The following is a 25782-nucleotide window of genomic DNA, read 5'->3' on the forward strand; positions in this document are numbered from 1 at the left end:
TGGCAAGGTGTCGCCGGTTTTGGTAGATCCGCGAAGCATAATACTATTCGATTCCTTACGGAAAATTGCGTGTTGCTTGACGCACACTTTGAAAATAACGCATGAACGAAAAACGACTGACTTATATTGCCGTGATGAGCGCCACGCTACATGGCCTTCTTGTTGCCTTCGTGCTGGCCTATCCGAGCGTCGCGATGATGCGCTTCTTTCAGGGTTTCGATCCGCAACGTTCAAGTTACCAGGACCACACCGCTTGGTGGGTTGTCTGGATCATATTGCCGGCCGTCTTTGCACTTTTCGGCGGCATCATGACAGCGCTATCCTGCTTAGCGTACAACCTGTCCGCCAAGCTGCTTGGCGGCGTTCGTTACAAGGATCAAACATGAAACACGCGTACCTAGTTGTGAGAGCTATCATTGGATTGTAGTATAGCCATTTTCACAAATGATCCGCCCGTTTTGAGGTGGCAGCAAACGGCTGCGGATTCAATCGGTCAACGCAACACACTGTTCAAATCGTTGAGCCGGTGTTTGGTAGTGTAGCGTCTTCCTGGGGCGCTCGTTTAGTCTTCTGGCTACCGCATCGAGTTGCTCTTGCGAGTAAGTGGAAATATCCAGCCCTTTGGGGAAATACTGCCGCAACAGGCCGTTGGTATTTTCATTTGAACCGCGCTGCCACGGATTCTGTGGATCACAGAAGTAGACCTGGATGTCAGTGGCCATAGTAAAACGCTTGTGGCCAGCCATCTCTTTGCCTCTGTCCCAGGTCAGTGATTTATACAGTTCGTGGGGCAGCCTGCGGGCATTGTCGATCAGCGCATTGACAACCGTCTCGGTGTCCTTGGCGGCAACTTTCACTAGCATGACGTACCGCGTCTGGCGCTCGACCAACGTCACGATCTGGCTGTTGTGGCTACCGCATAGCAGGTCGCCCTCCCAATGCCCGGGCACCGCTCGATCCGCTGCCGTCGCGGGACGCTCGCTGATCGGCACCGCGTCGACAATTCTTCCATGGTTGTCCGTTTTTTGGGTGTGATGACGGGAGCGGCGCATGGCGCGCGTCCGGCGCAAGTGTTCCAGCAGCTCCTTCTTTAGGGCGCCTCGGGCCTGGATATAAAGGCTGCGGTAAATGGTTTCGTGCGACACGTGATACTCCTCGTGGCTCGTGAACAGTTGCTTGAGCCAGCCAGCAATCTGCTCTGGTGACCATTGCAATTGGAGCTTGCTGGCAACCATGTTGGCCAACATGCGGCTCTCCGTCAGCTTACAAGGTTTGGGGCGGCGCGCCTGATCCCAAGCATGCTGATCTGCTTGAGCGGCACGATATGCTGCGCGACCACCATTGCGCTTGAGCTCCCTGCTGATGGTCGATGGTGCTCGGCCAAGGCGCCTGGCAAGTGCGCGGAGGGATACGCCGGTAACGATTGCACGCGATACCTCCTCGCGCTCGGCCAGCGTCAGTGCCAGTCTGGAGCGGCATCGCGGCGCTGGCCGTATGCCACCAGATTCAGCCAGAATCCGCTGTATCGACGAGTGATTCCGATCAAATAGTTGGGCTATCATCTGCAGGGAGTCGCCTTGCTTCCAGCGTTCCCACATCAAGGCCTTCTGGCTCTCGGTGTAATAAATGCGTGGTTTCTGTTTCATCTTCAACACTCCTGTAACCTAGGCGTTTAGGTTAGAGTGTTGCGACCACCGATTGAATCCGCAGCCACAAGCGGTCATTCGCGACAGCGTGACAATTTGTGAGTTTTTCTGCTTAGCAATCCGCTATGCTCTGGTACCGCTACCGGCCACTACCGGACGTTCGGGACACACAAACAAGTAAACTTAGACTAAATGCAAATTCAACCGTTCCCTTGGAAGTCGCTTTTCTTGGCTCCTTTCGCTAGCGTTCCTGTCTTGACGCTTGCTGGCTTGGGAAGTTCTGATGCGGGTGCAGCATCCGACTTTGGTTGGGGAATTTTCTTTGGGCTCCTGCTGGCGGTTCCAGCTTCCTTTGTGGCTATGCTGCTTATCGGCGTCCCGGTTTTCTTGATTTTGCGGCCTCACAAGTACGCGCTGATGCTGACCACTTGTGCAGCTGGCTTTGCTATACCATTTCTCATGTTTTTCGGAGATGCTCCTTCAAGAACAACTTTGGGTGCAGTTGCTTCAGGCGTCGCAGTGGCTGCAGCAGCATATTTTTTACGGCCACGTAATGCCTAACCACTTAATCAACCGGATGGCTTACGCGCTGCGCGCTTCAGACGCCGGTTATCGCGAACGTTAAAATGTTGGCAGAACCGGCCAGGAGCAGCCGCACACGTCCTCAATATTAGGATGGATTGGACATGAATTTCGATTGGCATGGTGGAAAAATTTCGCGTATGACGGAAATCGATTCTGATTACAAGAACACGCAAAACGTTCGGCGTTTTCTTTCCCACGAGTGTGGGCCAGATTTCAAGTTCGACCGTGAACTCATGGCGTGGGTGCGCAACGGCATTGCGAAGAACATGAGCGACGTGGCGGACGAATGGATTCGTCGTGTAAAGCGCGGCTGAGTTCGGCCAGTAGCAGACATTCGGCAGAACTAAGCTTCAGCCACTATAAGATAAAGCAGAATGCGATTAGCAGCACATTACTATGTAGAGTTCGAGACCTTAGGGAAAAAGCCAACTCAATTGGAGTTCAGGTCCCTTAGCGAGGATGATGTTCTGACGTTCTCGATTGTCAATCTGAAGCCTGAATCGGGCCTTTTTGTCGCGTGCATCGGCGACGTCATCGACTATGGCGATTCATACATCGCTGCAAATGAAGCGCTCGTTCGCGAACATGCCCAGCAAGGCGGTTTCCCTGCAAACCGCGTGTCGGAAGTCATTTCAGTCATTGACCCGACTACGGCAGAGTAGTGCTGCCCAACAAAGTACGGTAGCTTCTTCCCTGGCCGAGCTTCGCTCTGATAATGCTGAACGTGGCCAGGCCGTTGCCGCCGCGCGGCAGTTCCGCGCGCCGTGGGCGCGCGTTCGTGATACTAATTGGCTTGTCAACTGAGCCAGCTTTCACAGCACCCAACGCCTCAGTCCGTCCCTTCGATTCCGACCTGATCATTTACGCTAGACCGACCCCTTATCAACCGGCACAAACACTTCCCATTGATGTTGTATCGTGGGTTTTACAGTCCTGTCGCAACTTACCGCAACATTCGGTCCAGACAGGCCATGGCTCTTCGGAACCCATTTCACCCGCAAAGGTACCAAGCATTTTGTCACCAGAATCTTCCGGTTCGGCTCCAATACCTGCCACTTTGTTCCATTTTTGGAATTCTCTGCTGCAATGAACTTGACAGCAGCATCCTTGATCTCGAACAAGCCATGTATGTCACCGCGTGTCCGATCCTCGTCAAGTGTGGCAGCGAGTGCCGATGCGGCACCGGCGACAAGAAAGCCGACAAGGGCGGTGCACACGCGTTTATTCCATCGTAACGGTTGCAACATATTTACAATCCAAATCGGCATTTCCCACCCTTACAAAATCAAGCCACTTAACCCCGTCGATACACAAATTCCTGACGGCCAATACCTTGCGTAACAAAGTCCGCATCCGGCGGTATCGTTTCCCAGAAAAACACATGTTTAAAAATGGGAATCTTGTTGAATTTTTTCGAACGGAATATCCATCTGTTTTTCGTGAAATCGCTGTAGCGGTCGCCTTTGAACTGTTTGTGAACAGATGTGAAAGGAAGCAGCTTTTCCGCGATATCAGGGAAAGAAAGACTGGGATTGTCGTCCTTGAATTTCTCAAAAATGGCGAATTGATCCCTGCAGATAACTTGAATGGCGGTTTCCGGCATGCGATAGCGCGGCGACCACAGGACGTTCCAGCCTGATTCTATTTCATTGATGAATTTCACCAGGCGCGGCGTCATGATATAGGCGTCCGACTCGATATGGATGATTTTATCCACGCCTAATTCATTTGCCACCTTGACGGAGTGGAGAAAGCTGCGCCACCAGCCAGGGTAGTCGGCCCCGCTTTGCCGTCCCAGATTATTATCAAAACGAATGATGAGGTTTTTATCGTCACTCGACGCCAACGGAGCATTATGGGAAACTGTCTTGATGATGTCGGAAGGTGGAAGAAATGGCGATCCATCATCGATCATTATTTTCTTTACAGCATTGATTGGAATATCTTCGTAGTAATCAAGCCACCGCTGATACCGGCTTTCCCATGACAGGGCATCTTTTATAAAGCTGGTGCAGAATATAATGGCTTTCATTTGTTACGCACATTCCTTGTATTTGAGAAATCCAGGTGATACATGATCTGATTATTAAAATTGTCCACTATTTTAACAGACAGGAGACGCCTAAAGAACTGAAAGCGCATACCGGCGATGTGCCCGCTGGCCTGATGGCGCCTCCCGCTCGCGACGCCAGCAGTCAAGCATCGGCGCAAGGAGCACGTTTCACTGATGCCGTATCGTCCTCATGCCTCGATCATCGCTGGTGATACTATGCCCATAGCAGAGGTTTCCCATGCGCAATCTTCTTACACCTGTGAACGAATGAAAAACACCAGCGTCGAATATCGTCATAACCTTCCCCTTGATCCGCTGGACGTTGTTCGCGTGTTCGATCACTCCGGCATCAAGCGGCCCACCAGCAACCTTCCGAGAATCGCGCGCATGTTTGCCGCGCCTTGCCTGGTGCTGTCGGCATGGGTGGATGGCGAACTTGTGGGGCTGGCCAGGTCGCTCACCGACCATGCGTATTGCTGCTATCTCTCGGACCTGGCGGTAGACAAGCAATACCAGGGCTTGGGTATCGGCAAGGAGCTAGTCAAGCGCACCCAGGCCATCATCGGCGAGGAGGTGTCCCTGATATTGCTGTCCGCCCCCGATGCCATGTCCTACTATCCGACGCTTGGTTTTGAGCCTGCCGGCAATGCTTTCGTTATTCGCCGCAACCATTGAGTGAGCGCTTCAAGCCATTCTTGCACCCCGATGAAACCCATCTACACCCTCGCCGAAGCCCTGGCAAAAGACCTCAGCCGGGTCATCAAAACCCAGTCCCTCACCCTCGACAGCACCAGGCCCCACATGGGCTTGAAAGGCAGCCACGGCCTGTTCGCCTCTGACGAGTGGTGGGAAAGCATCAAGGCCGGCCGCATCCAGACGCAAACCGTGACGGGCAGGATCGAGCGCACGTATTTCGCGGGCCAGGATAGCCGGCGCGGCGATCAAGTCAACAGTTTTACCTTGCGCCTGGACGATGGCTCGACAGTCGACGAGAGCATCTACACGCACAGCAAGCACGATATCAAGCTGTTCGTGCCTGGCGCCATGGTGACGATGGTGTATGCGCTGGACGAACTCAAGGCGCAGCCAGCCGCGGATGGCAAGGCCAATGTGGCGCGTATCGTGCTGGAAGGGTACTGCGTCTTGCCGCCACACCCGCTATCTGCACAGAGTTGACCTCGGACAAATTCTGCACTGGAATTCGTTTGACCTCCCCCCGCACCAGGCCTAGAGTCAACAAGGAGACTTCAACCGACTGCGTCCCCCATGGCCAAGCCCTTTCCCCTGAATCCCAAGAACCCCGAACGCATCTGCTGGGGTTGCGACAAATATTGCCCGCCGGATGCCATGCGCTGCGGTAATGGTTCCGAGCGCACGCAGCATCCGATCGAACTGTTTGGGGAGGGCTGGAATGACTGGGGGCTGGCGGCCGCCGACAAGGCCGACAAGGAGCAGGAGAATAAGCCGTGATGGCAACCCCCGCCACGCATTGACCCGCTACAATTTCCCATCGCATCCGCGCCGAGGAAATACTCATGCAAGAGATACTGTCCCGCTGGCTGGAAAGCAGCGCTGGCGATTGCCCATTCGTCGAACATCCCGCCGTGCACACGATCGCCGAAGCGCTCATCCATGTGGCGGCCATGCCTGGCCTGATGGTGAAGAATCTGTTCGTGCGCGACGAGAGGGGGCGCCGGCATTTTCTCGTCATCGTGCCTTTCGACAAGCGCGTTGACCTGGCGGCGCTGGGGTGCTTGTTGCCTGCCAGAAAACTGAGCATGGCTTCGTCCGAACGCCTGCTGCGGCACCTGGGCATCACGCCAGGGGCCGTCAGCCTGTTTGCGCTGATCCACGACAGCGCGCAGGCGGTGGAACTGGTGCTGGACCAGGCCGTGTGGGACGCTGATTCAGTGCAAGCCCACCCGCTGCGCAACACGGCCACGGTGGCGCTGTCGCATGCCACTTTGGTCCGTTTCCTCGCGCATACGGGCCACGTACCCCGCATTCTGGACGTGCCGGCAGCTATTTAAATAGCGTCTTTCAATGCCCGCTCACGGGCGCGCCGCCGCTGCGCCGTCCCGGCCGGAAACCGTGTTCGCGGGCAGACCAGGCGACGAGGAACCCCAGCAGCAGCAAGCTCACCATCGCCCACGGGAAAGCGTCCGCGCCCCAGGTTTCCAGCAGGGCGCCGCCCACCACGCCCGCGGCCGCAATCGCGCCATTCCACGCCACGACATTCATCGACAAGGCCACGTCGGCGCCGCTGCCGGCCGTGTCGGCCAGCGCCGTCTGCAGCAGGGTGGCCGCGCCGCCGAAGCTCAGGCCCCAGACGGCCATGCCCAGGTAGATCACGGTGGGGATGTGCGACGCGATACCCAGCACGAGGGCCGTCGCGGCGAACACGGCCAGGCTGGCCAGCACGGTGGCGCGCAGGTGGCGCTCGACCAGCTTGCCCGTGAGCCAGATGCCGGCCATGGCGGCGGTGCCGAACACGAGCAGCACCAGGTCGACTCGCTGTGTCAATCCGGCCGGCGCGACGAACGGAGCGATGTAGGTGTAGAGAATGTTGTGCGTCAGCATCCAGGCGATGACGACGGCCAGCACGGGGCGCACGCCCGGCGTCGTGAAGACGCGGCGCAGGGGCAGGCGTTCATGGACGGACTGGCCCGGGTAGTCGGGCACCTTCGCCAGCACCCAGGCAATCAGGATCAATGTCAGTGCAGAAATGATCCAGAACGCGGCGCGCCAGCCGACGAGCGAGCCGAGCAGGGTACCCAGCGGCACGCCCAGGGACAGGGCGACGGGGGCGCCCACCATGGCCAGCGCCAAGGCGCGGCCTTGCTGATGCGGCGCCACCATGCGTCGCGCGTAGCCTGCGAGCAAGCTCCACGCCAGCCCGGCCGCCATGCCGGCAAAGAAGCGGGCCGCAAGGGTCAGCCAGTAGTGCGACGACAGGGCCGTAACGGTATTGAACACGAGAAAGCCGATGATGGTCAGCAGCAGCACGTTGCGGCGGCGCCAGCCGCGCGTGGCGATGGTGAGCGGAATGGCCGCCAGCAGGGAGCCGAGCGCGTAGGCCGTGACCATTTGCCCGGCCAGCGCGGCGCTGACGCCGAGGCCCGCGCTGATCTGCGGCAGCAGGCCGGCGGGCAAGGTTTCCGTGACAATGCAGATAAAACCCGTCATGGCCAGGGCCAGCAGGCCGGCAACGGGGAGGCGGTCGGCCAGCACTGGGCTCGCTCCGGTAGTGATAGTGGCGTGATTCACGGCAAACTTCCTTGTAAAGTAATCGGGCGCAGGAAACCCACGACCGTTGTAGCGGTATATATGTATCGATCGGTATAAATATAGGCGATGGCGCGTCGCGTTGTCAACGACTTCTGTATCGAGTAGTATGTAAGTAGCGTGTAAGCAGATGAGAAGGAGCGATGGATGGCGCAAATGGGACGGCCGCGCACGTTCGACCGGCAGGCAGCGGTGGAACAGGCCATGTTTTTATTCTGGCAGCAAGGGTATGAATCGACGTCCTTGAGCCAGCTCAAGGCGAGCCTGGGCGGCGGCATTTCCGCGCCCAGCTTTTATGCGGCGTTCGGTTCGAAGGAAGCGTTGTTCCGCGAGGCGGCGCGATGCTATCTGGACACGTTTGCCCGCGTGACGGAATGCCTGTGGGACGATGGCCTGGCGCCGCGCGCGGCCATTGAGCAGGCCTTGCGCCAGTCGGCCCGCATGCAGTCCGATGCGGGACATCCGCCTGGCTGCATGGTGGCGCTCGGCTGCATGAGTGCGCCGACGGCCGAGCATGCGGCCGTGGCCGCGCCCCTCACGGCTTCGCGCGCCCGCACGCGCGCCGGCTTTGTGTACTGCGTCAAGCGGGGCATGGCCAGCGGCGAATTGCCAGCAGATACGGATGCAGTGGCGCTGGCGTCCGTCTTCGACAGCTTTTTATCGGGCGTGGCGATCCAGGCCCGCGATGGGGTAGGCTACGCCGTGTTTGACTCTGCAATTACGCAGGTGATGCGCGTGTGGGATGCCAACCGCTTGACCGCCTAGGCGGTAAAGTGAAACTCCAGCACGTCGTCGCCATACTTGTCCGTCTCGCCCGTCGCCGTCCAGCCCAGGTAGCGGTAAAAGCCGTAGGAGCGCGAGGCGGGGTCGCAGGAGCAGCCGAGGAACAGCCGTTGGTGGCCTTGTGCGCGCAACTCCGTCATCACCAGTTCCAGCAAGGTCTTGCCGATGCCTAAGCCTTCGAATTCCGGTAGCAGGGCCAGGACGATGATTTCGCCCGTGTCGCGCTCGCCAAAGCAGTAGCCGACCAGCTGGCCGTCGTGATGGCAGACTTGGCCAGGCAGGCTGCCTGAACGCATCATTTCCGCCCAGGTGTCGGCCGTGATACCCACTTCCGCCAGGCGTTCCTCGGGGATGGCGTTTTGCCGCGTCTTGCCGCGCAATGCGATGAAGGCCGGGGTATCTTCCGCCTTGGCTGCATGGAAAGTAATCGATGCTGGGTGTGTCGTCATGTGTTGTTCGATGGTGTCGGATAGTGGATAAGATTATTCCCAGGATTTGCGCATGGTTTGCGCTTGGCGCTGCCAGTCAACTACATTTTTCTTTTCGATGGCCTGCTGGCCGGGATTGCCGCTATCGATGATTTCATCCTTGACGATGATCAAATCGTTTTTTTCATTCAAGCGATATTCCCGATAGCGCTCGCAATCCTGTTCGCGCCGGGCGACGGTGATTAACTTGTTCGCCTGCCATTGATAGCTGTCTTCATAAAAACATTGCGCCGCGCAGCCGCAATTGGGGATGCCGCCTTCGATTCCTTGACCGGTGATGCTGATATCCAGATTCGGAATGGCAGATAATGGCTTGTTGAAACGGTATTGCTTCGCCGGCGCATCCCACAGCCACACATCGGAGCATCGGATGCGCCCCTGGCTATCCGTGTAGCCGGTCACCCACAGGTCGGCGTGGCCGTCGAAATTCATGTCGACCAGCAGCGCGTGCAAATTGCCCGTGCCGCTGCTGCTGCAACTGCCATGGATCCACTGCTTGCCGGCTTTCAGCTGGTAGGTCTGTTTTTCATCGTGATTCACATAACGGATATCGGCCGCTTGCCGTACTTTGCCTGTCGCGGCTTTCTCCAGATGCAAGGTGCCGCCATAAACCGTGGTGGAAATCAGGGATAAAAGCAGAGCAATCAGTTTCATGGCGATATTCTTGGGCGGGTATTGGGGAGCAATGCCCCGATTGCATCAGGCGGAGAGTGATCATACTGCATGATTTCGTTAATGCGCCACACCGTTTCCTATCGTGCATTCTGCGCGGAACAGTGCTGTGTACAATGCCAAAAAATCTCCGAACAAGGAATTCTGATGACATCCTCTCCCGAATCGTTGAATGAAGCGGGCATCCTCGCTTATAACGATAATAATCATGCCGAGGCGTTCAGGCAATTCGACGCGGCCGCGCGCACCGGCGATCCGGCCGGCCAGCATTTATTGGCCAGCCTGTATTACCAGGGCCATGGCGTGACGCAAGACTTGCCAAAAGCGGTGGAATTGTTCACGGCCGCCGCGCAAGCGGGTTTTCCGCCGTCGCTGGCCAACCTGGCCCTGATGTATGCGAGCGGCGATGGCGTCGCGCAAGATACGGCGCAAGCGCTCGCGTATGGCCGCCAGGCGGCCGAGGCGGGCGATGGCCAGTCGCAATTCAATCTGGCTCAGGCTTACCGCAAGGGCGACGGCGTGCCGCAAGACTATGCCGAGGCGGCGTTCTGGTACAAGCAGGCGGCCGAGGCCGGCTCCCTGTCGGCGCAGAATGAATACGGCTTGCTGTACGCGCAAGGGCAGGGCGTGGAACTCGATTACGTGCAGGCGTATGCGTGGATCGCCATGCCGGCCGAGGCGGGCAGTACGCAATCGATCAAGAACCGCGACCAGTTGCTGGAAATCCTTACGCCCTCACAGCAGCAGGCGGCGCGTGCGCTGGCGGCCGAGTATGCGGCGCAGTATGGCGTCAATCCCCACTAGATTTCTTTGCCGGCAGCTTGCTGAGCTCGCCGGTCGCATCGAGCTCGTAGCTGTCGAAATCGCGCGCCAGGAACAGTTTGCCTGAGTAATGCAGCCGGGCTTCCGCTTCCAGTTCGGCCATGCCGTCCGCATTGTGATAGCGGGCGCTGAAGTGGGTGAGGATCAGGTTCGGCAAGCGCGCCGTTTCGGCGAACTGCGCCACGCGCTGCACGGAACTGTGCGTGGGACCGGGGCCCACTTTCTGCAGCATTGCTTCCGTGTAGGTGGCTTCATGCACGAGCAGTTGCGCACCGGCACAGGCGTCCGCCAGCAACGACGGCGTGTCGTTGTCGCCGCCGATCACTACCGTGGCGCGCTGCGTTTCCGTCTGGCGGAAAGCGCCGGCCGCTAGTACCGTGCCATCGTCCAGGATCGCATCCTGGCCCGCCTGCAACAGTCCCCAGGCGGGGCCAGGGGGCACGCCGGCGGCCAGCAGGGCCGGTTTGTCCAGCTTCCATCTGCTCGTTTCCAGCGCAAAACGGTAGCCCACGCTTGGCGCCCGGTGCGACAGCGCATGGCGTGAAATGGTCAAGTCCGCTGCCGCATGCACGACCGGCGCGCTGTCCACATCGATGTGGATCAGCGGGTACGTCAGGAACAGTTCCGTGTGCAGCAAGGTTGCGTCGATCCATGCCTTGATGGCGGCCGGGGCGATCAGCAGCAAGGGCTTCTTGCGCCCCGTCATCGAGGCGCTGGCCAGCAAGCCCGGCAGCCCATAGCTGTGGTCGCCATGCACGTGGGTGATGCAGATGCCCACCAGGTCGTGCACGGACAGGGGAATACGCTGCAGCCGGTGCTGCGTCGCTTCGCCGCAATCGATCATCCACCAGTCGCGGTTGTGCGTCGTTTGCAGGGCCAGCGACGTGACGTTGCGGTGGCGCGTGGGCACGCCGGAAGACGTGCCGAGAAAAGTCAGTTTGAACATGGGCGCATTATGCGGCAGGGCGGCGGATTTGTGCAGTATCAAGGCAACTTGCCTGCGTCGTGTAGTCGACAAAGCCGTCGCGGCGGCAAAAGCTGGCCAGCTGCATGCCGGCCTGGCGCGCGATGCGGATGGCCAGCGAGGTGGGCGCCGAGATGGTGGCGACGAGCCCGATATGCATGCGCGCCGACTTGCGCACCAGTTCATAGCTGGCGCGGCTGGACAGGAAGACGAAGCCGTCGTGCATGGCGATGCGGTGCAGCGCCAGGTAGCCGATCAGTTTATCGAGGCCGTTATGCCGGCCCACGTCCTCGAATACTTTCACGATGGCGCCCTCGGCCGTGCACCAGGCGGCCGCGTGCACGCCGCCCGTCTTGTGCATCAGCTCCTGGTACGGCAGCAGTTCGCGCGCGGCGCGCCCGAGGATGGCGCTGCTGGTGACCAGCGGCGGCAACGGCTGCGTGATCTTTTCCGGCACCAGGTCCAGCAGGGCCAGGCTTTCGATGCCGCACACGCCGCAGCCCGTGCGTCCGGTCAGCGCGCGGCGACGGGTCTTGAGCTTGATCAAATCCGGCTGCGCGATGGTCAGCCGCACTTCCGCGCTGTCCTCGCCGCAGCACACATCGAGGTCGTAGATGTCGCGCACGCTGCCGACGATGCCTTCGGTCAAGGTAAAGCCGACGGCGAATTCCTCGAGGTCGCGCGGCGTGGCCATCATTACCGCGTGGGCGATGCCGTTGTAGACGAGGGCCACGGGGTATTCCTCGGCCACCAGGTCGTGGCCCGCCGTGGCCACGCCGGCCTGATGGCGCACCATGGGAACTTCCAGGTAACCATCGCGTTCGATGGTGGTGATGCCAATATCGCATTCCATGATTTTTCCTCCGGTTAATCGATCTGATAGCGCGGGCAGGGCCGTATCGAGGGCGGCAGCGGGTCGCCGTTCAATTCCAGCAGCGAGCGTTCCGTTTCGCGCGTCATGGCGTTCAGTGCCAGGCAGTTGGGCGCCAGGCCGAACGGTTCGGCGATCTGCTGCGCGATGGCTTCCAGCGCAAACAGGGTGTAGGCAACAAAGACGGAAATGAGGGGCGTGGCCACGCCGATGGCGTCCACCAGGCCCAACGGCAGCAAGAAACAGTACATATAGACGGTGCGGTGCACCAGCACGCCGTACGGATACGGGATCGGCGTGTTCTTGATGCGCTCGCAGCCGGCCACGGTGGCGGCCAGGTCGTTGAGCTGGGTGTCGAGCATCCACAGCAGCTGCGTCTGGGCCGGCTGGCGCTGCACGGCGTCGTACAGCATGGCGCGTACGGAATGGAGAAGGGCGACGGGCTTGAAGGCGATGCCCTGCAGGCGTTGCATTTCCTCGGCCGGCAGGTAGCGCGCCAGGTCTTGCTGCGCATCCGTCTGGCGCAGCTGGTGCTTGAGCGCATAAACGAAGGCGATCAGGCGGCGCAGCAGCAACTCGCGGTCCAGGTCGCTCGTTTCCTGCGGCAGATACGTGAGCGCCTGCGAAGCCAGGGCTCGCGCGGCGATCAGCAATTGCCCCCAGATATGCCGCGCCTCGACAAAGCGCGCATAGCTGGCGTTGTTGCGAAAGCCGAGGAAGATTGCCAGGCTGATGCCGACCATGGGAAACGGCGCCGTATCGAGCGGGATCTTGACGCCGAAGATACGGCCATCCGTCAGCAAGGCCAGCGAACTGACGACCAGCATCAGCAGCAATTGCGGAATGATGGCTTGCAGCACCGAGCCATCCCAGACGAACAGCATGCGGAACCAGTTGGTGGTGGGGCGAATGATCATGATGGAAGACGCATGCCGTGATGCCGGTTAATGTTTCCGGGGCACGACTTTGCCCTCGAAGACGTAGTATTGGAACAGGTTGTAGCCGACCATGATCGGCAACATGGAACCCATGCCGATGAGCATGAAGATCAGGGTCGGTTCATCCGAGGCGGCCGCCGCGATGCTCAGCTTGCCCGGCACGAGGTCGGGGAAAAAGCTGATGGCCAGGCCCGCGAACGAGGCCAGGAACAGCACGATGGCGCCGCGGAACGGGCCGCGCACGCCGTTCACATGCACGGCCCACAGGATGTAAATAAAAGCGCTGGCGGCGATGGCGGCCAGGGCCAGCAGCACGCCGAACACGCCCGGCTGCGCCCAGCGGTCGTGGCCGATGGCGCTGAAGACCATGGTGCCGGCCGACAGCACGATGGCGGCCGCGACCGTCGCCAGCACGCTGGCCGTCGCATAGCGGCGCGCCGCCGCTTCCAGCTGGCCGCCCGTTTTCTTGATCAGATAAGTGCTGCCCAGCAGGCAATAGCCTGCCACCACGCCCAGCGCCGTGCACGCCGTGAAGATGCCGCTCAGCCAGCCCGGCTGCAAACCCGTGATGACTTCGCCCAGCACCACGCCTTGCGCCACGGCCGCCAGCAGGCTGCCCACGCCGAAGACCAGGTCCCACTGGCGCTTCTTGCCGGCTGCATGGCGGAACTCGATCGAGGCGCCGCGCATGATCAGGCTGGCGATCAGCAGCATGATGGGGATGTACAGCTGTTCCAGCAAGGTGGCGTAGGCGCTGGGGAAGGCGCCGAACAGGGCGCCTCCCACCACCACCAGCCAGGTTTCGTTGGCGTCCCACACGTGCTCGATGGACTGGAAGATCAGGTTGCGTTCCTGCTCGCGGCGGGTAAACAGGCTGAGGATGCCCACGCCCAGGTCGAAACCGTCCGTGACCACGTAAAAGATCAGCATCAGGCCGATCAGGCCGAACCAGGCATTGCCCAGCATGGCGTGCGAATTCATCTCCATTACAAACTCCTTGATTGGTAGCGGCGCATTTCAATACCCCACGGCGTGGGCGGCGTCCGGCAGCGGCAGCGCCACGTCCGGGCCTTGTTGCAGCCATTTCTTGGCAAATACAAAGAAAGTGAGGAACAGCACGATGTAAAACACGCAGAACATCAGCATGCTGCCGGCCACGGCGTGGGCCGCCACGTCGGAGACGGCGTCGCGCGTGCGTAGCAAGCCGTACACGACCCAGGGCTGGCGGCCCACTTCGCGCACGATCCAGCCGCACTCGACGGCGATGTAGGGCAGCGGTATCGTCAGCACCCAGGCCAGCAGCAGCTTTCGGTTGCGTACGAACTCCTGCACCCGTCCGCCCGCCTTGCGCCAGGCCACGAAGGTCCAGAACGACAGCAGCACGAACCACATGCCGATGCCGGCCATGGCGCGAAACGCGTAGTACAGCAGCGGCAGCATGGGCGGCTGGTCTTCGCGGGCAATGTCGGCCAGGCCCGTGATCTTGCCCGTCGCGCTATGCGTGGCGATCACGCTGAGCATGCCGGGCACTTCGATGGACCAGTCATTCTTTTGTTCAAGCTGGTTGGGCCAGGCCAGCAGGGACCAGGCCGCGCCTTCGCCATCGCGGTTCGTGTGCCAGTGGCCTTCGATGGCCGCGCCCTTGGCGGGCTGGGTCTTGAAGACGTCGACGCCGCTCGAATCGCCGAGCCACACTTGCAACGGTGCGATGACCAGCAGCAGCATCAGCGCCAGCTTGAACGAGCGGGCGAAGAAGGCCGGTTCGCGGCGCTTGAACATATACCAGGCGGAAATGCCGGCGATGACGAACAAGCCCGTTTCCACTGCTGCCACCCACATGTGGCCCACGGCCCAGGCCATGTCGGGATTGAAGATGGCGGCCACGTAATCGGTGACAATGATCTTGCCGTCGACCACGCGTACGCCGGCCGGCGTCTGCATCCACGAATTGGCGACCATGATCCAGAACGAGGAAATGCTCGATCCCAGCGCTACCATGCCTGTGGCAAACAGGTGCACGCCTTTCGGTACGCGGCCCCAGCCGAACATCATGACGCCGATGAAGCCCGCTTCCAGCATGAAGGCCATGGCGCCTTCGAAGCCGAGGATGTTGCCGATGAACTGGCCCGAATGGTGCGAGAACGGCGCCCAGTTGGTGCCGAACTGGAATTCCAGGGGAATCCCGCTGACGACGCCGACGGCAAAGTTCAGCACCAGCAGCTTGCTCCAGAAGCGCGCGTGGCGGTAGTAGACGGGGGCGCTGGTGCGCAGCCACAGTGCCTCGACAACAAACAGGAACAGCGACAGACTGATCGTCAATATGGGCCACAGGATATGGAAGATGGCCGTCATCGCAAATTGCGCGCGCGACAGGTCCAGGGTGTCGAAACCGAACATGGCGTTCTCCTGATCAGCTGAGGGCTGCCGAAGGCGACAGCAGCACGGGGATGGATTTGAAGGTCGGCGTGCGCGAGCCTTCGCCCACGCTGTCGAGCGGCACCAGCGGATTGGTTTCCGGGTAGTAGGCGCCGATGCAGCCGCGCGGGATGTCGTACTCGACCAGCAGGAAGCGGTCGGCTCGGCGTGCTATGCCGTCATGCCAGACGCCGACCAGGTCGACCCAGTCGCCGGCCGCAAAGCCCAGCATGGCCAGGTCGTCCTTGTTGATGAAGACGACGCGGCGCTGGCCGAATACGCCGCGGTAGCGGTCGTCCATGGCGTAGATCGTCGTGTTGTACTGGTCGTGCGAACGCGTGGTCATCAGCACCATCAGGCGCTCGCCATATTGCTGGCGCGCGCGGTGGATCGGGGTGTCCAGTTCGATGGCGTTGACGAGGAATTGCGCCTTGCCGCTGTCCGTTTTCCACACCCGCTCGCGCGAGGCGATTTTCAGGTGGAAACCGCCTGGCTTGGCTATGCGCAAGTTGTAGTCGAAAAAGTCGTCGAAGACTTGCTCGATGGAGTCGCGCAGCAGCGCATAGTTGCCGGAATAGCGCAGCCAGTCGATCTTCTCGCTGCCCACGGTCGCTTGCGCCATGCCGGCCACGATGGCGATTTCCGAACGCAGGTTGGGCGAGGCGGGCTGGTTCATGCCGAACGAGATATGCACCATGCTCATCGAGTCTTCCACCGTCACGCCTTGCGCCACGCCCTGCTGCACGTCGATTTCCGTACGTCCCAGGGTAGGTAAAATCAGCGCATCCTTGCCGTGCACCAGATGGCTGCGGTTGAGCTTGGTGGCGATATGCACGGTCAGGTCGCACGAACGCAGTGCATCCCAGGTGCGCGGCGTGTCCGGCGTGGCCATCGAGAAATTGCCACCGAGCGCGACAAACACTTTGACTTTTTTCTCCAGCATGGCCGCGATGGTGCCGACGGCGTCGTAGCCGTGGTGGCGCGGCGGCTCGAAGTTGAACACCAGGCCCAGGCGGTCGAGGAATTCCTTGGTCGGCTGTTCCTCGATGCCCATGGTGCGGTCGCCCTGTACGTTCGAATGGCCGCGCACGGGACACAGGCCCGCGCCGCGCTTGCCGATATTGCCGCGCATCATCATCAAGTTCGACAGGATCTGCACGGTGGCCAGCGAATTCTTGTGCTGCGTCACGCCCATGCCCCAGGTGGCGATGACGGCCTTGCCCTTCACGTAGATCTGCGTGAGCTCTTCGATCTTGTCGCGTGCCACGCCCGATTCGGCCAGCAGCAAGTCCCAGCTTTCCGCGCGCAGGTCGGCCGCGAAGGCGTCGAAGCCCGTCGTGTGTTCGGCGATGAAATCGCAGTCGAGCACGCGCTCCTGGCCGTGGGCGACGGCCGCGTCATCGAGTTCGACGACGCGCTTGGCCATGGCCTTGATCAGCGCGAAGTCGCCGCCCAGGGTGGGACAGATGAACAGCGAGCAGATATTCGTGCTGCCGCCCGTCAGCATTTCCAGCGGATGCTGCGGGCTGGTGAAGCGTTCCAGGCCCCGTTCGTGCAGCGGGTTGATGGAAACGATGACGGCGCCGCGGCGCGACGCTTCGCGCAATTCGCCCAGCATGCGCGGGTGGTTGGTGGCCGGATTCTGGCCGAACAGCAGCAGGGTATCCGCATGCTCGAAGTCGTCGAGCAGCACCGTGCCCTTGCCGATGCCCACCGTTTCCGGCAAGCCGCGGCTGGTGGCTTCATGGCACAGGTTGGAGCAATCGGGAAAATTGTTGGTGCCGTAGGCGCGCACGAACAGTTGGTACAAAAAGGCCGCTTCGTTGCTGGCGCGGCCTGACGTGTAGAAGGCGGCCTGGTTCGGGTCGTCCAGCGCGTGCAGGTGGTGCGCCACGAGGGCGAAGGCGTCGTCCCAGGAAATGGCCTGGTATTTGTCGCTGGCGGCGTCGTACACCATGGGGTCCGTCAAGCGGCCATGTTGCTCCAGGTCATAGTCCGACTGCTCCATCAATTCCGTGACCGTGTGCTCCTGGAAAAACTCCGGACGCACGCGCTTGCTCGTCGATTCGGCGGCCACGGCCTTGACGCCGTTTTCGCAGAATTCAAACGTCGACGCGTGTTCGCGGTCGGGCCAGGCGCAGCCGGGACAGTCGAAACCGTCGGGCTGGTTTTGCTCGAACAGCGAACGGTAATTGCCCGCGCTGACTTTTTCCTTGAACAGATTGATGGCCACGTACTTGAGGGCACCCCAACCGGCCGCGGCATGGGTGTAGGGCGCAATGCGCGCGTCGGACTTTGGCTTGCTCATGATGACTCTCCTGGTGATGTGCGATGGGACAATCACATGGTAGGGGCGGCGGACTGCCCCGTAGGCGCACAGTTCCGGCTAAAAAAACAGAGTACAGATGGCAGGATGACGATGCCGGTCGCGCCGGCGCCGGCCGTGATTTATGATGTGGACAAGGAGAAGAACATGCACAAGGAAGACAAGGAAGTGGGAATCGACGCGGCGCTGATCGCGCTGCTGGCGCTGCTGTGGGAAGCACGACAGGAGGCGCCGGAGAAACCGTGGTCGCTGGCCAAGCTGGCCAAGCGGGCGGAAGTACAGATGAGCACCTTGCTGCGCCAGCTCAATGCGCTGTCCAGCGCGGGACTGGTGACAGTGGCCACGTCGGAGAGCGGCGGCGGCAGCGCTTCGCTGAGTACGGCGGGCGCCGAGCTGTGCGCCAGCGTGTTCGCGCCGCCAGGAGAGTAAAGCCGAATCTGTACTCTATCGCCTGGCGCCGGACTGTACCTCCTTGAGTGCCTGCTTTCGTCCTATGCTACATCCAGACGAACGCACATCAAGGGGAAGCACAATGAACACCATCAGGTATCCGCAGCCAGACCATAGTGAACCGTGCGTGGACATGCTGGGCCGCCCCCTGACGGACTTGCGCATTTCAGTCATCGACCAGTGCAACTTCCGCTGCACCTATTGCATGCCGGCCGAGCTGTACCCGAGCGATTATCCGTTTCTTCCCTCCAGCGAGCGCCTGTCCTTCGAGCAGATCGAGACGATGGCGCGCGCCTTCGTGCGCCTCGGCGTGGATAAAATCCGCATCACGGGCGGCGAGCCGCTGCTGCGCAAGAACCTGGAGCAGCTGATCGAGACGCTGGCGCGGCTCACCACGCCGGACGGGCGCGCCGTGAGCATCGCGCTGACGACGAATGGCAGCTTGCTGGCAGCCAAGGCGCGCTCGCTGAAGGACGCGGGCCTGGACCGGGTCACGGTCAGCCTCGACAGTCTCGACAACGGCATTTTCCAGCGCATGAATGGCGTCGACTTTCCCGTCGAGAAAGTGCTGCACGGGATTGAGGTAGCGCAAGCCGTGGGCTTGAACCCCGTGAAGGTCAACATGGTCGTGCAGAAAGGTGTCAACGACAGCCAGATCGTGCCGCTGGCGCGCCGCTTCCGCCATACGGGCGTGATCCTGCGCCTGATCGAATTCATGGACGTGGGCGGCATCGGCGCCTGGTCGCGCACGCATGTCGTCACCTCCGAGGCGGCGCGCGCGCTGATCGCCGCCGAATTTCCCCTCGTGCCGCTGGCCGAAGGCAAGCCTGTCTTGCACGAGACGGCCAGCCGCTATCGTTATCTTGATGGCGGTGGTGAAGTGGGTTTCATTTCCAGCGTGTCGCAGCCGTTCTGCGGCGACTGCAGCAGGGTGCGCGTGTCGTCGGACGGCAAGCTGTTTACCTGCCTGTTCGCTCACGAGGGCCTCGACCTGCGGCCCCAGCTGGACTCGGCGCAAGGCCTGGAAGCCCTGCTGCGCCAGCACTGGCAGCGCCGTGGCGACCGTTACTCGGAAGTGCGCGGCGCACTGGCCCAGCTTGGCGGGCGCAAGCAATATCCCACCGTGCGCATGTCGCTGGTCGGCGGGTGAGCGGTCTAGAGAAATTCGGTGATGAGTTTGCCGAGGAGGATAACGGCTTGCTCCACTTCCACGCTCCACGGATAACTGTAGTTGAGGCGGATGCAATGCCTGTAGGCCTGGCTGACGGAAAACATGCGCCCCGGACCCACCGTGATCTTGCATTCCAGCGCGCGCCGGTACAGCTCCATGGAGTCTATGTCGCCGGGCAATTCCACCCACAGCACGTAGCCGCCCTGCGGGTGCGAGATTTTTGTGCCCGCAGGGAAGAAACGCAGCACGGCGGCGGCCATGATGCGCGCCTGCTGGGCATAGGCCTTGCGGGTGCGGCGCAGATGCTGTTCGTAGCCATCGTTTTGCAGGTATTCGGCAATCGCCAGCTGCGGAAACGAGGATGTGGCCAGGGTGTTGAGGAATTTGAGTTCCTCCACCTTGCCCCGGTAGCGCCCGGCCAGGGTCCAGCCCACGCGCTGCGCGGAACTGAGACTCTTGGAAAACGAGGAGCAGTGCAGCACCATGCCCTCGCGGTCGTAGGACTTGAGCGACGATGGATGGGCGTCGCCATAATACAGTTCGTTGTAGACGCCGTTTTCGATGGCGGGCACGTCGTGCTGCTCCAGCAGCTGGACCAGGGCCCGCTTGCGCTGGTCGGACATCTGGAAGCCCAGCGGATTCTGGAAGTTCGGCATCACCATGACGGCGGCGATCGGTTGCCTGGCCATGATGTCGGCCAGCGCTTCGATGCTGATGCCGTCGTACGGATCGGTGGACACTTCCACCACCTTCATGCCCAGCCGTTCGACAGCCATCAGCATGGCATAGAAGGTGGGCGATTCGACGGCGATGGTGTCGCCCGGCTTGGCCACGGCTTGCAGGCACAGATTGATGGCTTCCGTGGCGCCCACGGTGACGATGATTTCATCGGGATCGACGGCCAGGCCGTTTTCCATGTGGCGGCGGGCGATTTCGCGGATCAGTTGCGGATTGCCCGGCGGCAGGTCGTCCGTCACGTTCCACGCGCGGTTGCGGCGCGCCACGGCACCCGCATACTGGTTGATGCGTTCCCAGGGAAACAGCGACGGATCGGGGTAGGGCGAGCCCAGCGGGATGGCGTCGTGCAAGCCGATCGAGCGCAAGGTCGACAGCACCAGGCGGCTGACGTGCACTTCCGCAGGCACGGGGCTGGGCTGGGAGGCCTGCATGCACAGGTCTGCGGTCTGCGCATCGCCGGCGCGGGCGCGCACGAAGTAGCCGGACTGGGGCCGGCTTTCGATCACGCCCATGCTTTCCAGTTTGACGTAGGCGCGCAGCACCGTGGTGATGCTCAGCTTGTGCTGCTGGCTGGTCTGGCGCACGGAGGGTATCCGTTCGCCGGGCAGGAGCACGCCCTTGGCCACCAGTTGCTCGATGTCGCCGACGAGCTTTTCATACAGTTTCATGCAATGGTATCCATTCTTTGATTCTTGCTCTACGTCATTGCATTATCGTCCAATTCATGACTACCTATAGTTACAGTTATCGCATGTTGTCTAAATGAAACTGCTCTCCGGTACTTCTGGTTTAAGATCCACCTTGAAAACGAAAAAAGGAACATTGGTCATGGCAATTCCACAAAGCATGCTGTCTGTCGTCGCGCGCGACGAAGTGCATTTGCAGTTCAATGTGAAGGCCGGCGTCGATATGCGGCAATTGTTCAAGCTGCTGGGCAAGCTGTGGGAGTCCGAAGTCACGGGCATCCTCGACCCCACCTTGAACCGCCACCATCAGTTGACGGGCGGCACGGCCAATGTGGTGCTGGGATTCAAGCCCGAGCTGTGGCGCGCCGCTTGCCCCGGCTGCGTGCCGGACAACATGGCCTCGTTCACGCAGGATCTGGTGGGCGCCAACGGCAAGACGGCGCCGGCCACCCAGCACGATTTCTGGGTCTGGATCACGCAGTCGAACGCGGCTACCTTATATGACAGCATGCGCACGACGCTCACCTTGCTGAGCCCGTTCGCCGAGCTGGCCAGCGAGCAGGTATGTTTTCCGTATCACAATAACGTGACCTTCGACGGCTTTGCCGACGGCGTCGCCAACCCGAATCCGTTCCGCGCCAATGGCGTGGCCATCATTCCGGACGGCGAGGCGGGCGCGGGCGGCTCGACCGTGCTGCTGCAGAAATGGCGCATGGACGTCGAGCGCCTGCGCGCCTTGCCCGTGCACGCGGCCGAGCAGGTATGGGGCCGTACCAAGGCCGGCAGCCATGAATTGGCGCCGCTGCCCGTCGATTCCCACGTGGGTCGTAACCAATTCATCCGTGATGGCGAGGAAGTCGACATCGTGCGCCGCAATGCCAATTACGCCAGTGCCGGCGAGGCGGGCGTCATGTTTGTCGGTTTCTGCAAGGACATCACGGTGACCATGGGCATGCTGCGGCAAATGTACGGCGTAGGCTATGATGGCGTCACCAAGACGGACAGGCTGCTGGATTTTTCCACGGCGCTGTCGTCGGCGATCTATTTCGTGCCCGGCATCGATGCCTTGCTGGCCGTGGGCATTTCGCCGGCGGATCCCGGCTAAGGGCCGCGCCAGCGGTTCCGTTTTTTACTTTTACTAGGAGTTTTCCATGCGTATTCGTCCCGCCACCTTGCTGTCCGCCCTGATCTTCGGCAGCGTCGTCTTCAGCGCTTCCGCTTCCGCCGTCGGTCTGGGTTTCCTGGCCGATACGCCGATGGCTTACCTGAACAAGAACGACAAGCCCGTCTTCGTCAAGGCCGTCACTGACGTGCTCAATGACAAGAAGGATGGCGAAGCCGTGCAATGGAGCAATGAAGGCTTGCGCAATTCCGTACGCATCGCCGCTGAAATCACGGCCAGCGACACGGAAAAGACGGATGCGCAAACGTGCCGCAAAGTGCAGGTAGCCTTGAGCGCCAAGGGCCAGGAACAGACCCTCAAGCTGAAGGTCTGCAAGGCCGGCACGGCCGCGTGGAAAGTGGCAAAGAGCTGATCGTCCGTGCATTTCCCTTGCCGGTTCCGCACCGGCAAGGTGCGACTTTCTCATAAGTAAGTGTTGCAGCGGTTAGAATCACGCTTTACCCTCACTTTTCTCACCTGCATGCAGCAAAGTCGCCTCCTGTTCTTCCGCCTGGCCGGCCAGTTTCGCCGCTATGGCGCCATCGTTGCCGTCACCTTGCTGGCTGTCGGCGTGGCGTCCGCCACCGATGTGCTGTTAATCCGTCAGTTGCAAAACGTCGTCGACGCCATGCGCGAGACGGCCAGCACGCAGGTGGCGCCCGCGTCCGGCGTGATGGGCATGTTGCAGGGCTGGGTCGACCGTTTCTTGCCGGCACAGGCGGGGCAGGTGGACTTGTGGGTGATTCCCGCCACCATCCTGGGCCTGGCCGTGCTGCGCATGGTGTCGAGCTTTGCCGGCGATTACGGTTCCGTATGGCTATCGAGCCGCGTGCAGGCCGATCTGCGCGAAAAGATGTTCGCCACCATCATGCGCCTGCCCAGCCGCTTCTTCGATACCACCACCACCAGTTTGACGCAGTCGCGCGTGGCCTTCGACGCCAGCCAGGTGTCGCAAGCGGGCTTGAACGTGCTCAACGTGATGGTGCGCGATTCCGTCGCCACCATCGGTTATTTGATCCTGCTGTTCAGCATCGACGTGAAACTGGCCCTGTTCTGCATGGCGTCGATGCCCATCGTGGCCATCGTCGTGACCCTGGCGGGCCGCCGCATGCGCCACCTGAGCAAGAGTTCGCAGCAAGCCGTGGGCGAGCTGACGTCCGTGCTCGACGAAAGCATCGCCGGCCAGCGCGTCGTGAAAATCTTCGGCGGGCAGGATTACGAGCAGGCGCGCTTCGTCGACGTGGTCAAGCGTAACCGCCAGCTGGCCGTCAAGCACGCGGCCACGTCGGCCATGAATTCCGGCTTCATCATGATGCTCGTCGGCATCACTTTGTCGTCCGTGATCTATTTCGCCATGCTGCGCGCGCAAAGCGGCGCCATCACACCGGGCGCCTTCGTCGCCTTCATGGGCGCGCTGATGGCCATGCAGTCGCCGATCAAAAATCTGACGAAGATCAATGAACCACTGCAGCGTGGCCTGGCGGCGGCCGAGTCCGTCTTCGGCCTGATCGACACGCCGCTGGAACCGGACCCGGGCGCCATCGCCCCGGCGGCAGTGCAGGGCAATCTGTCGCTGCAAAACGTCCAATTCCGCTATAACAGCGACGATCCCGATGCGCCCACGGCCTTGAGCGACATCACGCTCGACATCCGCGCCGGCGAAACGGTGGCCCTCGTGGGTGGCTCCGGCGGCGGCAAGACAACCTTGCTGGGCTTGCTGCCACGCTTCTACGACGTCAGCGGCGGCCGGATTCTGCTCGACGGCGTCGACGTGCGCGACTACGCCTTGCTGGCCCTGCGGCGCCAGTTCGCCCTCGTCAGCCAGGATGTGATTTTGTTCAACGACACGATGGCGGCGAATATCGCGTATGGTGACCCGGCGCCGGACCAGGCCCGTATCGAAGCGTCGGCGCGCGCGGCCTACGCCCACGACTTCATCATGCAACTGCCGCAAGGCTACGCCACCCAGGCGGGGCAGAACGGTTCGCGCCTGTCGGGCGGGCAGCGCCAGCGCCTGGCCATCGCCCGCGCCCTGTACAAGGACGCGCCGATTCTCTTGCTCGACGAAGCGACCAGTGCGCTGGACACGGAGTCGGAGCGCTCGGTGCAGGCGGCGCTGGAAGTGCTGATGCGCAACCGCACCACCATCGTCATCGCCCACAGGCTGTCGACCATCGAAAGCGCCGACCGCATCGTCGTCATGCAGGGCGGCCGCCTGGTGGAATCGGGCAGCCACACGGACTTGCTGCGGCAGCGCGGCGCTTACGCGCGCCTGCATGCGAGCCAGTTGTCGCCCGTCAAGGACAGCGTGGGCTGAGGTGTGGCGCGCCAGCCGCGCCAGCGCATGTCCCCGCACCGGGGCCGGACCAGCAGGTCCGGTCCCGGTTTTTTATTGCACGAGGCGCAATCGTACCCATAGCGCACGGCGCTTGCCTTTATGATGCTGGTCGCAAAGCAACATGAACAATGGAACAATATGACAAATCAACAGACGAAGCGCTGGCTGCTGGCCGCCGCCCTGGGCATGAGCGCGGCCTTGCCGCTGGCGGCACAGGAACAGCCGGCGGCGCAGGCGCCAACCTTGCAGGAGGAAGACCAGACTATGTATTTGGATCAAAATTTCATGCCAAGCAACCAGCGCCGCGCCGTGTATGCGCTGCGTACGCCGCCTGAGCGCGACGAGGCGCTGGGCGCCTGGCACGTGCGGCTGGAATTTCCCGACACGCCGGGCGTGCTGGCCTTTGAAACCTATGCCACGGACCTGGACCTGAGCGAGGTCAGGTTTGTGCGTTTTCGCAAGTCCTACTACGAAAATGGCCAGCTGCAGCGTGAAACCTACTTCAATGCCCAGGGCGAGGAGCTGCTCGGCGGCTGCGTATACTTTGAAAATGGTCAGGTCAAGCAGCGGGTGACGGCCATGCCGAACGGGCGCGACAGCATCTCGGAAACGTATCACGAGAATGGCCAGCTGATGAGCCGCATTGTGTATCACGACGACGAGATGGCCGATGGCGAGCATGTGTCGTATGGCGCGAACGGGGCCGTCAGCAGCCGCTCGTATCAACGCAATGGCAAGATGGATGGCGTGCAGGAATCTTTTTATGACGATGGCAAGCTGTTCCAACGCGGACAGTTCGTCGATGGCAAGCGCGAGGGCGAGTTTGTCACGTATGCGCAGGATGGCAAGGTGCTGGGCAAAACCGTCTGGGTGCACGACCAGCCCGACGGCTGGTCGTTTGAAAGCCATGGCAATGGCGTCGTGTCGAACAAAACGCTGTACCGGAAAGGCGCCGTGCTCAGCTTGCAAACGTGGGGGCCGAGTGGCCGGCCAGTGTTTGCCTGGCAGAAAGACGCGCAGGGGCGCGACCATGGCGACACGACGGATTGGCATGCCAACGGCGTGCGCGCCAGCGTGACCCCGTTCGTCAAAGGCCAGCGCCACGGCTTGCTGCAAACCTGGCATAGCGATGGCAGCCTGCGGCAGATCGTGCCGTATGAACATGGCAAGAAGCACGGTATCGAGCGCCAGTGGGACAAGACCGGCAAGCTGGTGCTGGAACAGGCTTGGCGTGATGGCCAGCCAGTGACAGGCAGTTAGTTCCGCGCCGCCATTGCAGGTATCATGTATGTATTCCGGCCCGCCAGCAGGCGCAGAGCCGGCAGGATCGCGGCACGATAACTGGAGGCAATGGTGGCGGAAGCGGAAGTATCGGCGATAGCCAGGGCG

29 protein-coding genes are annotated in these 25782 nt (G+C 61.1%); 16 read left to right on the plus strand and 13 right to left on the minus strand.

Annotated elements, in window-relative coordinates; all coding sequences use genetic code 11:
• The first annotated feature begins 101 nt into the window (after positions 1–101).
• Positions 102–386, plus strand: a complete 285-nt coding sequence (locus GYK42_RS08005) for a hypothetical protein (RefSeq protein WP_166447058.1) — start codon at positions 102–104, stop codon at positions 384–386.
• Between the two features lie 99 nt (positions 387–485).
• Here the strand turns inward: GYK42_RS08005 and GYK42_RS08010 are convergent, their stop codons facing one another.
• On the minus strand, positions 486–1646 hold the full coding sequence (locus GYK42_RS08010) for an IS30 family transposase (RefSeq protein WP_166447059.1): 1161 nt from the start codon (positions 1644–1646) through the stop codon (positions 486–488).
• A gap of 192 nt (positions 1647–1838) precedes the next feature.
• On the opposite strand from GYK42_RS08010, the gene GYK42_RS08015 reads away from it, so the two are divergent.
• The 3 genes from GYK42_RS08015 to GYK42_RS29055 all read left to right on the plus strand — a co-directional run bounded on the left by GYK42_RS08015 (position 1839) and on the right by GYK42_RS29055 (position 2893).
• Positions 1839–2207, plus strand: a complete 369-nt coding sequence (locus tag GYK42_RS08015; protein WP_166447060.1) for a hypothetical protein — start codon at positions 1839–1841, stop codon at positions 2205–2207.
• Between the two features lie 125 nt (positions 2208–2332).
• Entirely contained in the window at positions 2333–2545 is a 213-nt protein-coding gene (locus GYK42_RS08020) for a DUF6434 domain-containing protein (RefSeq protein ID WP_166447061.1), read from the plus strand.
• A gap of 60 nt (positions 2546–2605) precedes the next feature.
• Positions 2606–2893 carry a hypothetical protein gene (locus GYK42_RS29055; RefSeq protein WP_205711320.1) on the plus strand — a complete coding sequence of 96 codons (288 nt, stop codon included), beginning with the start codon at positions 2606–2608 and terminating at the stop codon, positions 2891–2893.
• A gap of 204 nt (positions 2894–3097) precedes the next feature.
• On the opposite strand, the gene GYK42_RS08030 is transcribed toward GYK42_RS29055, so the two are convergent.
• Entirely contained in the window at positions 3098–3478 is a 381-nt protein-coding gene (locus GYK42_RS08030; protein ID WP_205711321.1) for a hypothetical protein, read from the minus strand.
• 47 nt (positions 3479–3525) lie between these two features.
• Entirely contained in the window at positions 3526–4263 is a 738-nt protein-coding gene (locus GYK42_RS08035; protein WP_166447062.1) for a hypothetical protein, read from the minus strand.
• Between the two features lie 288 nt (positions 4264–4551).
• On the opposite strand from GYK42_RS08035, the gene GYK42_RS08040 reads away from it, so the two are divergent.
• From GYK42_RS08040 to GYK42_RS08055, 4 genes are all read left to right on the plus strand, one after another.
• Complete coding sequence (locus tag GYK42_RS08040) at positions 4552–4959, plus strand: GNAT family N-acetyltransferase (protein WP_166447063.1); 408 nt, start codon at positions 4552–4554, stop codon at positions 4957–4959.
• Between the two features lie 30 nt (positions 4960–4989).
• Complete coding sequence (locus GYK42_RS08045) at positions 4990–5460, plus strand: hypothetical protein (protein WP_166447064.1); 471 nt, start codon at positions 4990–4992, stop codon at positions 5458–5460.
• A 90-nt stretch (positions 5461–5550) separates the two neighbouring features.
• Entirely contained in the window at positions 5551–5754 is a 204-nt protein-coding gene (locus GYK42_RS08050; protein WP_034759072.1) for a DUF3079 domain-containing protein, read from the plus strand.
• A gap of 65 nt (positions 5755–5819) precedes the next feature.
• Positions 5820–6314 carry a prolyl-tRNA synthetase associated domain-containing protein gene (locus GYK42_RS08055; protein ID WP_166447065.1) on the plus strand — a complete coding sequence of 165 codons (495 nt, stop codon included), beginning with the start codon at positions 5820–5822 and terminating at the stop codon, positions 6312–6314.
• 10 nt (positions 6315–6324) lie between these two features.
• Here GYK42_RS08055 and GYK42_RS08060 read toward each other — a convergent pair whose 3' ends face one another.
• Positions 6325–7470 carry an MFS transporter gene (locus GYK42_RS08060; protein WP_205711329.1) on the minus strand — a complete coding sequence of 382 codons (1146 nt, stop codon included), beginning with the start codon at positions 7468–7470 and terminating at the stop codon, positions 6325–6327.
• A 303-nt stretch (positions 7471–7773) separates the two neighbouring features.
• Here GYK42_RS08060 and GYK42_RS08065 point away from each other — a divergent pair, with 303 nt between their 5' ends.
• Entirely contained in the window at positions 7774–8334 is a 561-nt protein-coding gene (locus GYK42_RS08065) for a TetR/AcrR family transcriptional regulator (RefSeq protein WP_240943510.1), read from the plus strand.
• On the opposite strand, the gene GYK42_RS08070 is transcribed toward GYK42_RS08065, so the two are convergent.
• Both GYK42_RS08070 and GYK42_RS08075 read right to left on the minus strand, forming a co-directional pair.
• Positions 8331–8801, minus strand: a complete 471-nt coding sequence (locus tag GYK42_RS08070) for a GNAT family N-acetyltransferase (protein ID WP_166447068.1) — start codon at positions 8799–8801, stop codon at positions 8331–8333. The genes GYK42_RS08065 and GYK42_RS08070 overlap by 4 nt on opposite strands.
• Before the next feature lie 33 nt (positions 8802–8834).
• Entirely contained in the window at positions 8835–9494 is a 660-nt protein-coding gene (locus GYK42_RS08075) for an XAC2610-related protein (RefSeq protein ID WP_166447069.1), read from the minus strand.
• A 165-nt stretch (positions 9495–9659) separates the two neighbouring features.
• Between GYK42_RS08075 and GYK42_RS08080 the strand changes: the two genes are divergently transcribed.
• Complete coding sequence (locus tag GYK42_RS08080; protein ID WP_166447070.1) at positions 9660–10316, plus strand: tetratricopeptide repeat protein; 657 nt, start codon at positions 9660–9662, stop codon at positions 10314–10316.
• Here the strand turns inward: GYK42_RS08080 and GYK42_RS08085 are convergent.
• The 6 genes from GYK42_RS08085 to GYK42_RS08110 are packed head-to-tail and all read right to left on the minus strand — an operon-like array spanning position 10303 to position 17830.
• Positions 10303–11280 (minus strand): ribonuclease Z, encoded by a 978-nt coding sequence (locus GYK42_RS08085; protein ID WP_166447071.1) that lies wholly within the window; start codon positions 11278–11280, stop codon positions 10303–10305. The genes GYK42_RS08080 and GYK42_RS08085 overlap by 14 nt on opposite strands.
• Before the next feature lie 7 nt (positions 11281–11287).
• Positions 11288–12151: a formate dehydrogenase accessory sulfurtransferase FdhD gene (gene fdhD / locus GYK42_RS08090; RefSeq protein WP_431190160.1), complete on the minus strand. Its 864-nt coding sequence runs from the start codon at positions 12149–12151 to the stop codon at positions 11288–11290.
• Between the two features lie 14 nt (positions 12152–12165).
• Entirely contained in the window at positions 12166–13086 is a 921-nt protein-coding gene (locus GYK42_RS08095) for a bestrophin family protein (RefSeq protein ID WP_166447072.1), read from the minus strand.
• A gap of 27 nt (positions 13087–13113) precedes the next feature.
• A complete protein-coding gene (locus tag GYK42_RS08100; RefSeq protein WP_166447073.1) occupies positions 13114–14094 on the minus strand; it encodes a cytochrome d ubiquinol oxidase subunit II in 981 nt (326 codons plus the stop codon).
• A gap of 30 nt (positions 14095–14124) precedes the next feature.
• Positions 14125–15504, minus strand: coding sequence for a cytochrome ubiquinol oxidase subunit I (locus GYK42_RS08105; protein ID WP_166447074.1), 1380 nt, complete (start codon positions 15502–15504; stop codon positions 14125–14127).
• A gap of 13 nt (positions 15505–15517) precedes the next feature.
• On the minus strand, positions 15518–17830 hold the full coding sequence (locus tag GYK42_RS08110) for an FdhF/YdeP family oxidoreductase (protein ID WP_166447075.1): 2313 nt from the start codon (positions 17828–17830) through the stop codon (positions 15518–15520).
• Between the two features lie 111 nt (positions 17831–17941).
• Between GYK42_RS08110 and GYK42_RS08115 the strand changes: the two genes are divergently transcribed.
• Positions 17942–18277 (plus strand): helix-turn-helix domain-containing protein, encoded by a 336-nt coding sequence (locus GYK42_RS08115; RefSeq protein WP_346768073.1) that lies wholly within the window; start codon positions 17942–17944, stop codon positions 18275–18277.
• 103 nt (positions 18278–18380) lie between these two features.
• The gene (gene moaA, locus GYK42_RS08120) at positions 18381–19448 is read left to right on the plus strand and encodes a GTP 3',8-cyclase MoaA (protein WP_166447076.1); all 1068 of its coding nucleotides are present in this window, start codon (positions 18381–18383) and stop codon (positions 19446–19448) included.
• Between the two features lie 5 nt (positions 19449–19453).
• On the opposite strand, the gene GYK42_RS08125 is transcribed toward moaA, so the two are convergent.
• Positions 19454–20875, minus strand: coding sequence for a PLP-dependent aminotransferase family protein (locus GYK42_RS08125; RefSeq protein ID WP_166447077.1), 1422 nt, complete (start codon positions 20873–20875; stop codon positions 19454–19456).
• Between the two features lie 160 nt (positions 20876–21035).
• Between GYK42_RS08125 and GYK42_RS08130 the strand changes: the two genes are divergently transcribed.
• From GYK42_RS08130 to GYK42_RS08145, 4 genes are all read left to right on the plus strand, one after another.
• A complete protein-coding gene (locus GYK42_RS08130) occupies positions 21036–21998 on the plus strand; it encodes a Dyp-type peroxidase (protein ID WP_166447078.1) in 963 nt (320 codons plus the stop codon).
• A gap of 46 nt (positions 21999–22044) precedes the next feature.
• Positions 22045–22428 (plus strand): hypothetical protein, encoded by a 384-nt coding sequence (locus tag GYK42_RS08135; RefSeq protein ID WP_166447079.1) that lies wholly within the window; start codon positions 22045–22047, stop codon positions 22426–22428.
• Positions 22429–22536: 108 nt separating this feature from the next.
• The gene (gene msbA, locus GYK42_RS08140; protein WP_166447080.1) at positions 22537–24372 is read left to right on the plus strand and encodes a lipid A export permease/ATP-binding protein MsbA; all 1836 of its coding nucleotides are present in this window, start codon (positions 22537–22539) and stop codon (positions 24370–24372) included.
• A gap of 159 nt (positions 24373–24531) precedes the next feature.
• A complete protein-coding gene (locus GYK42_RS08145) occupies positions 24532–25653 on the plus strand; it encodes a toxin-antitoxin system YwqK family antitoxin (RefSeq protein WP_166447081.1) in 1122 nt (373 codons plus the stop codon).
• The last annotated feature ends 129 nt before the right edge of the window (positions 25654–25782 follow it).

The sequence above is a fragment of the Janthinobacterium lividum genome (assembly GCF_011601275.1).
Taxonomy (GTDB): Bacteria; Pseudomonadota; Gammaproteobacteria; order Burkholderiales; family Burkholderiaceae_D; genus Janthinobacterium; species Janthinobacterium lividum_E.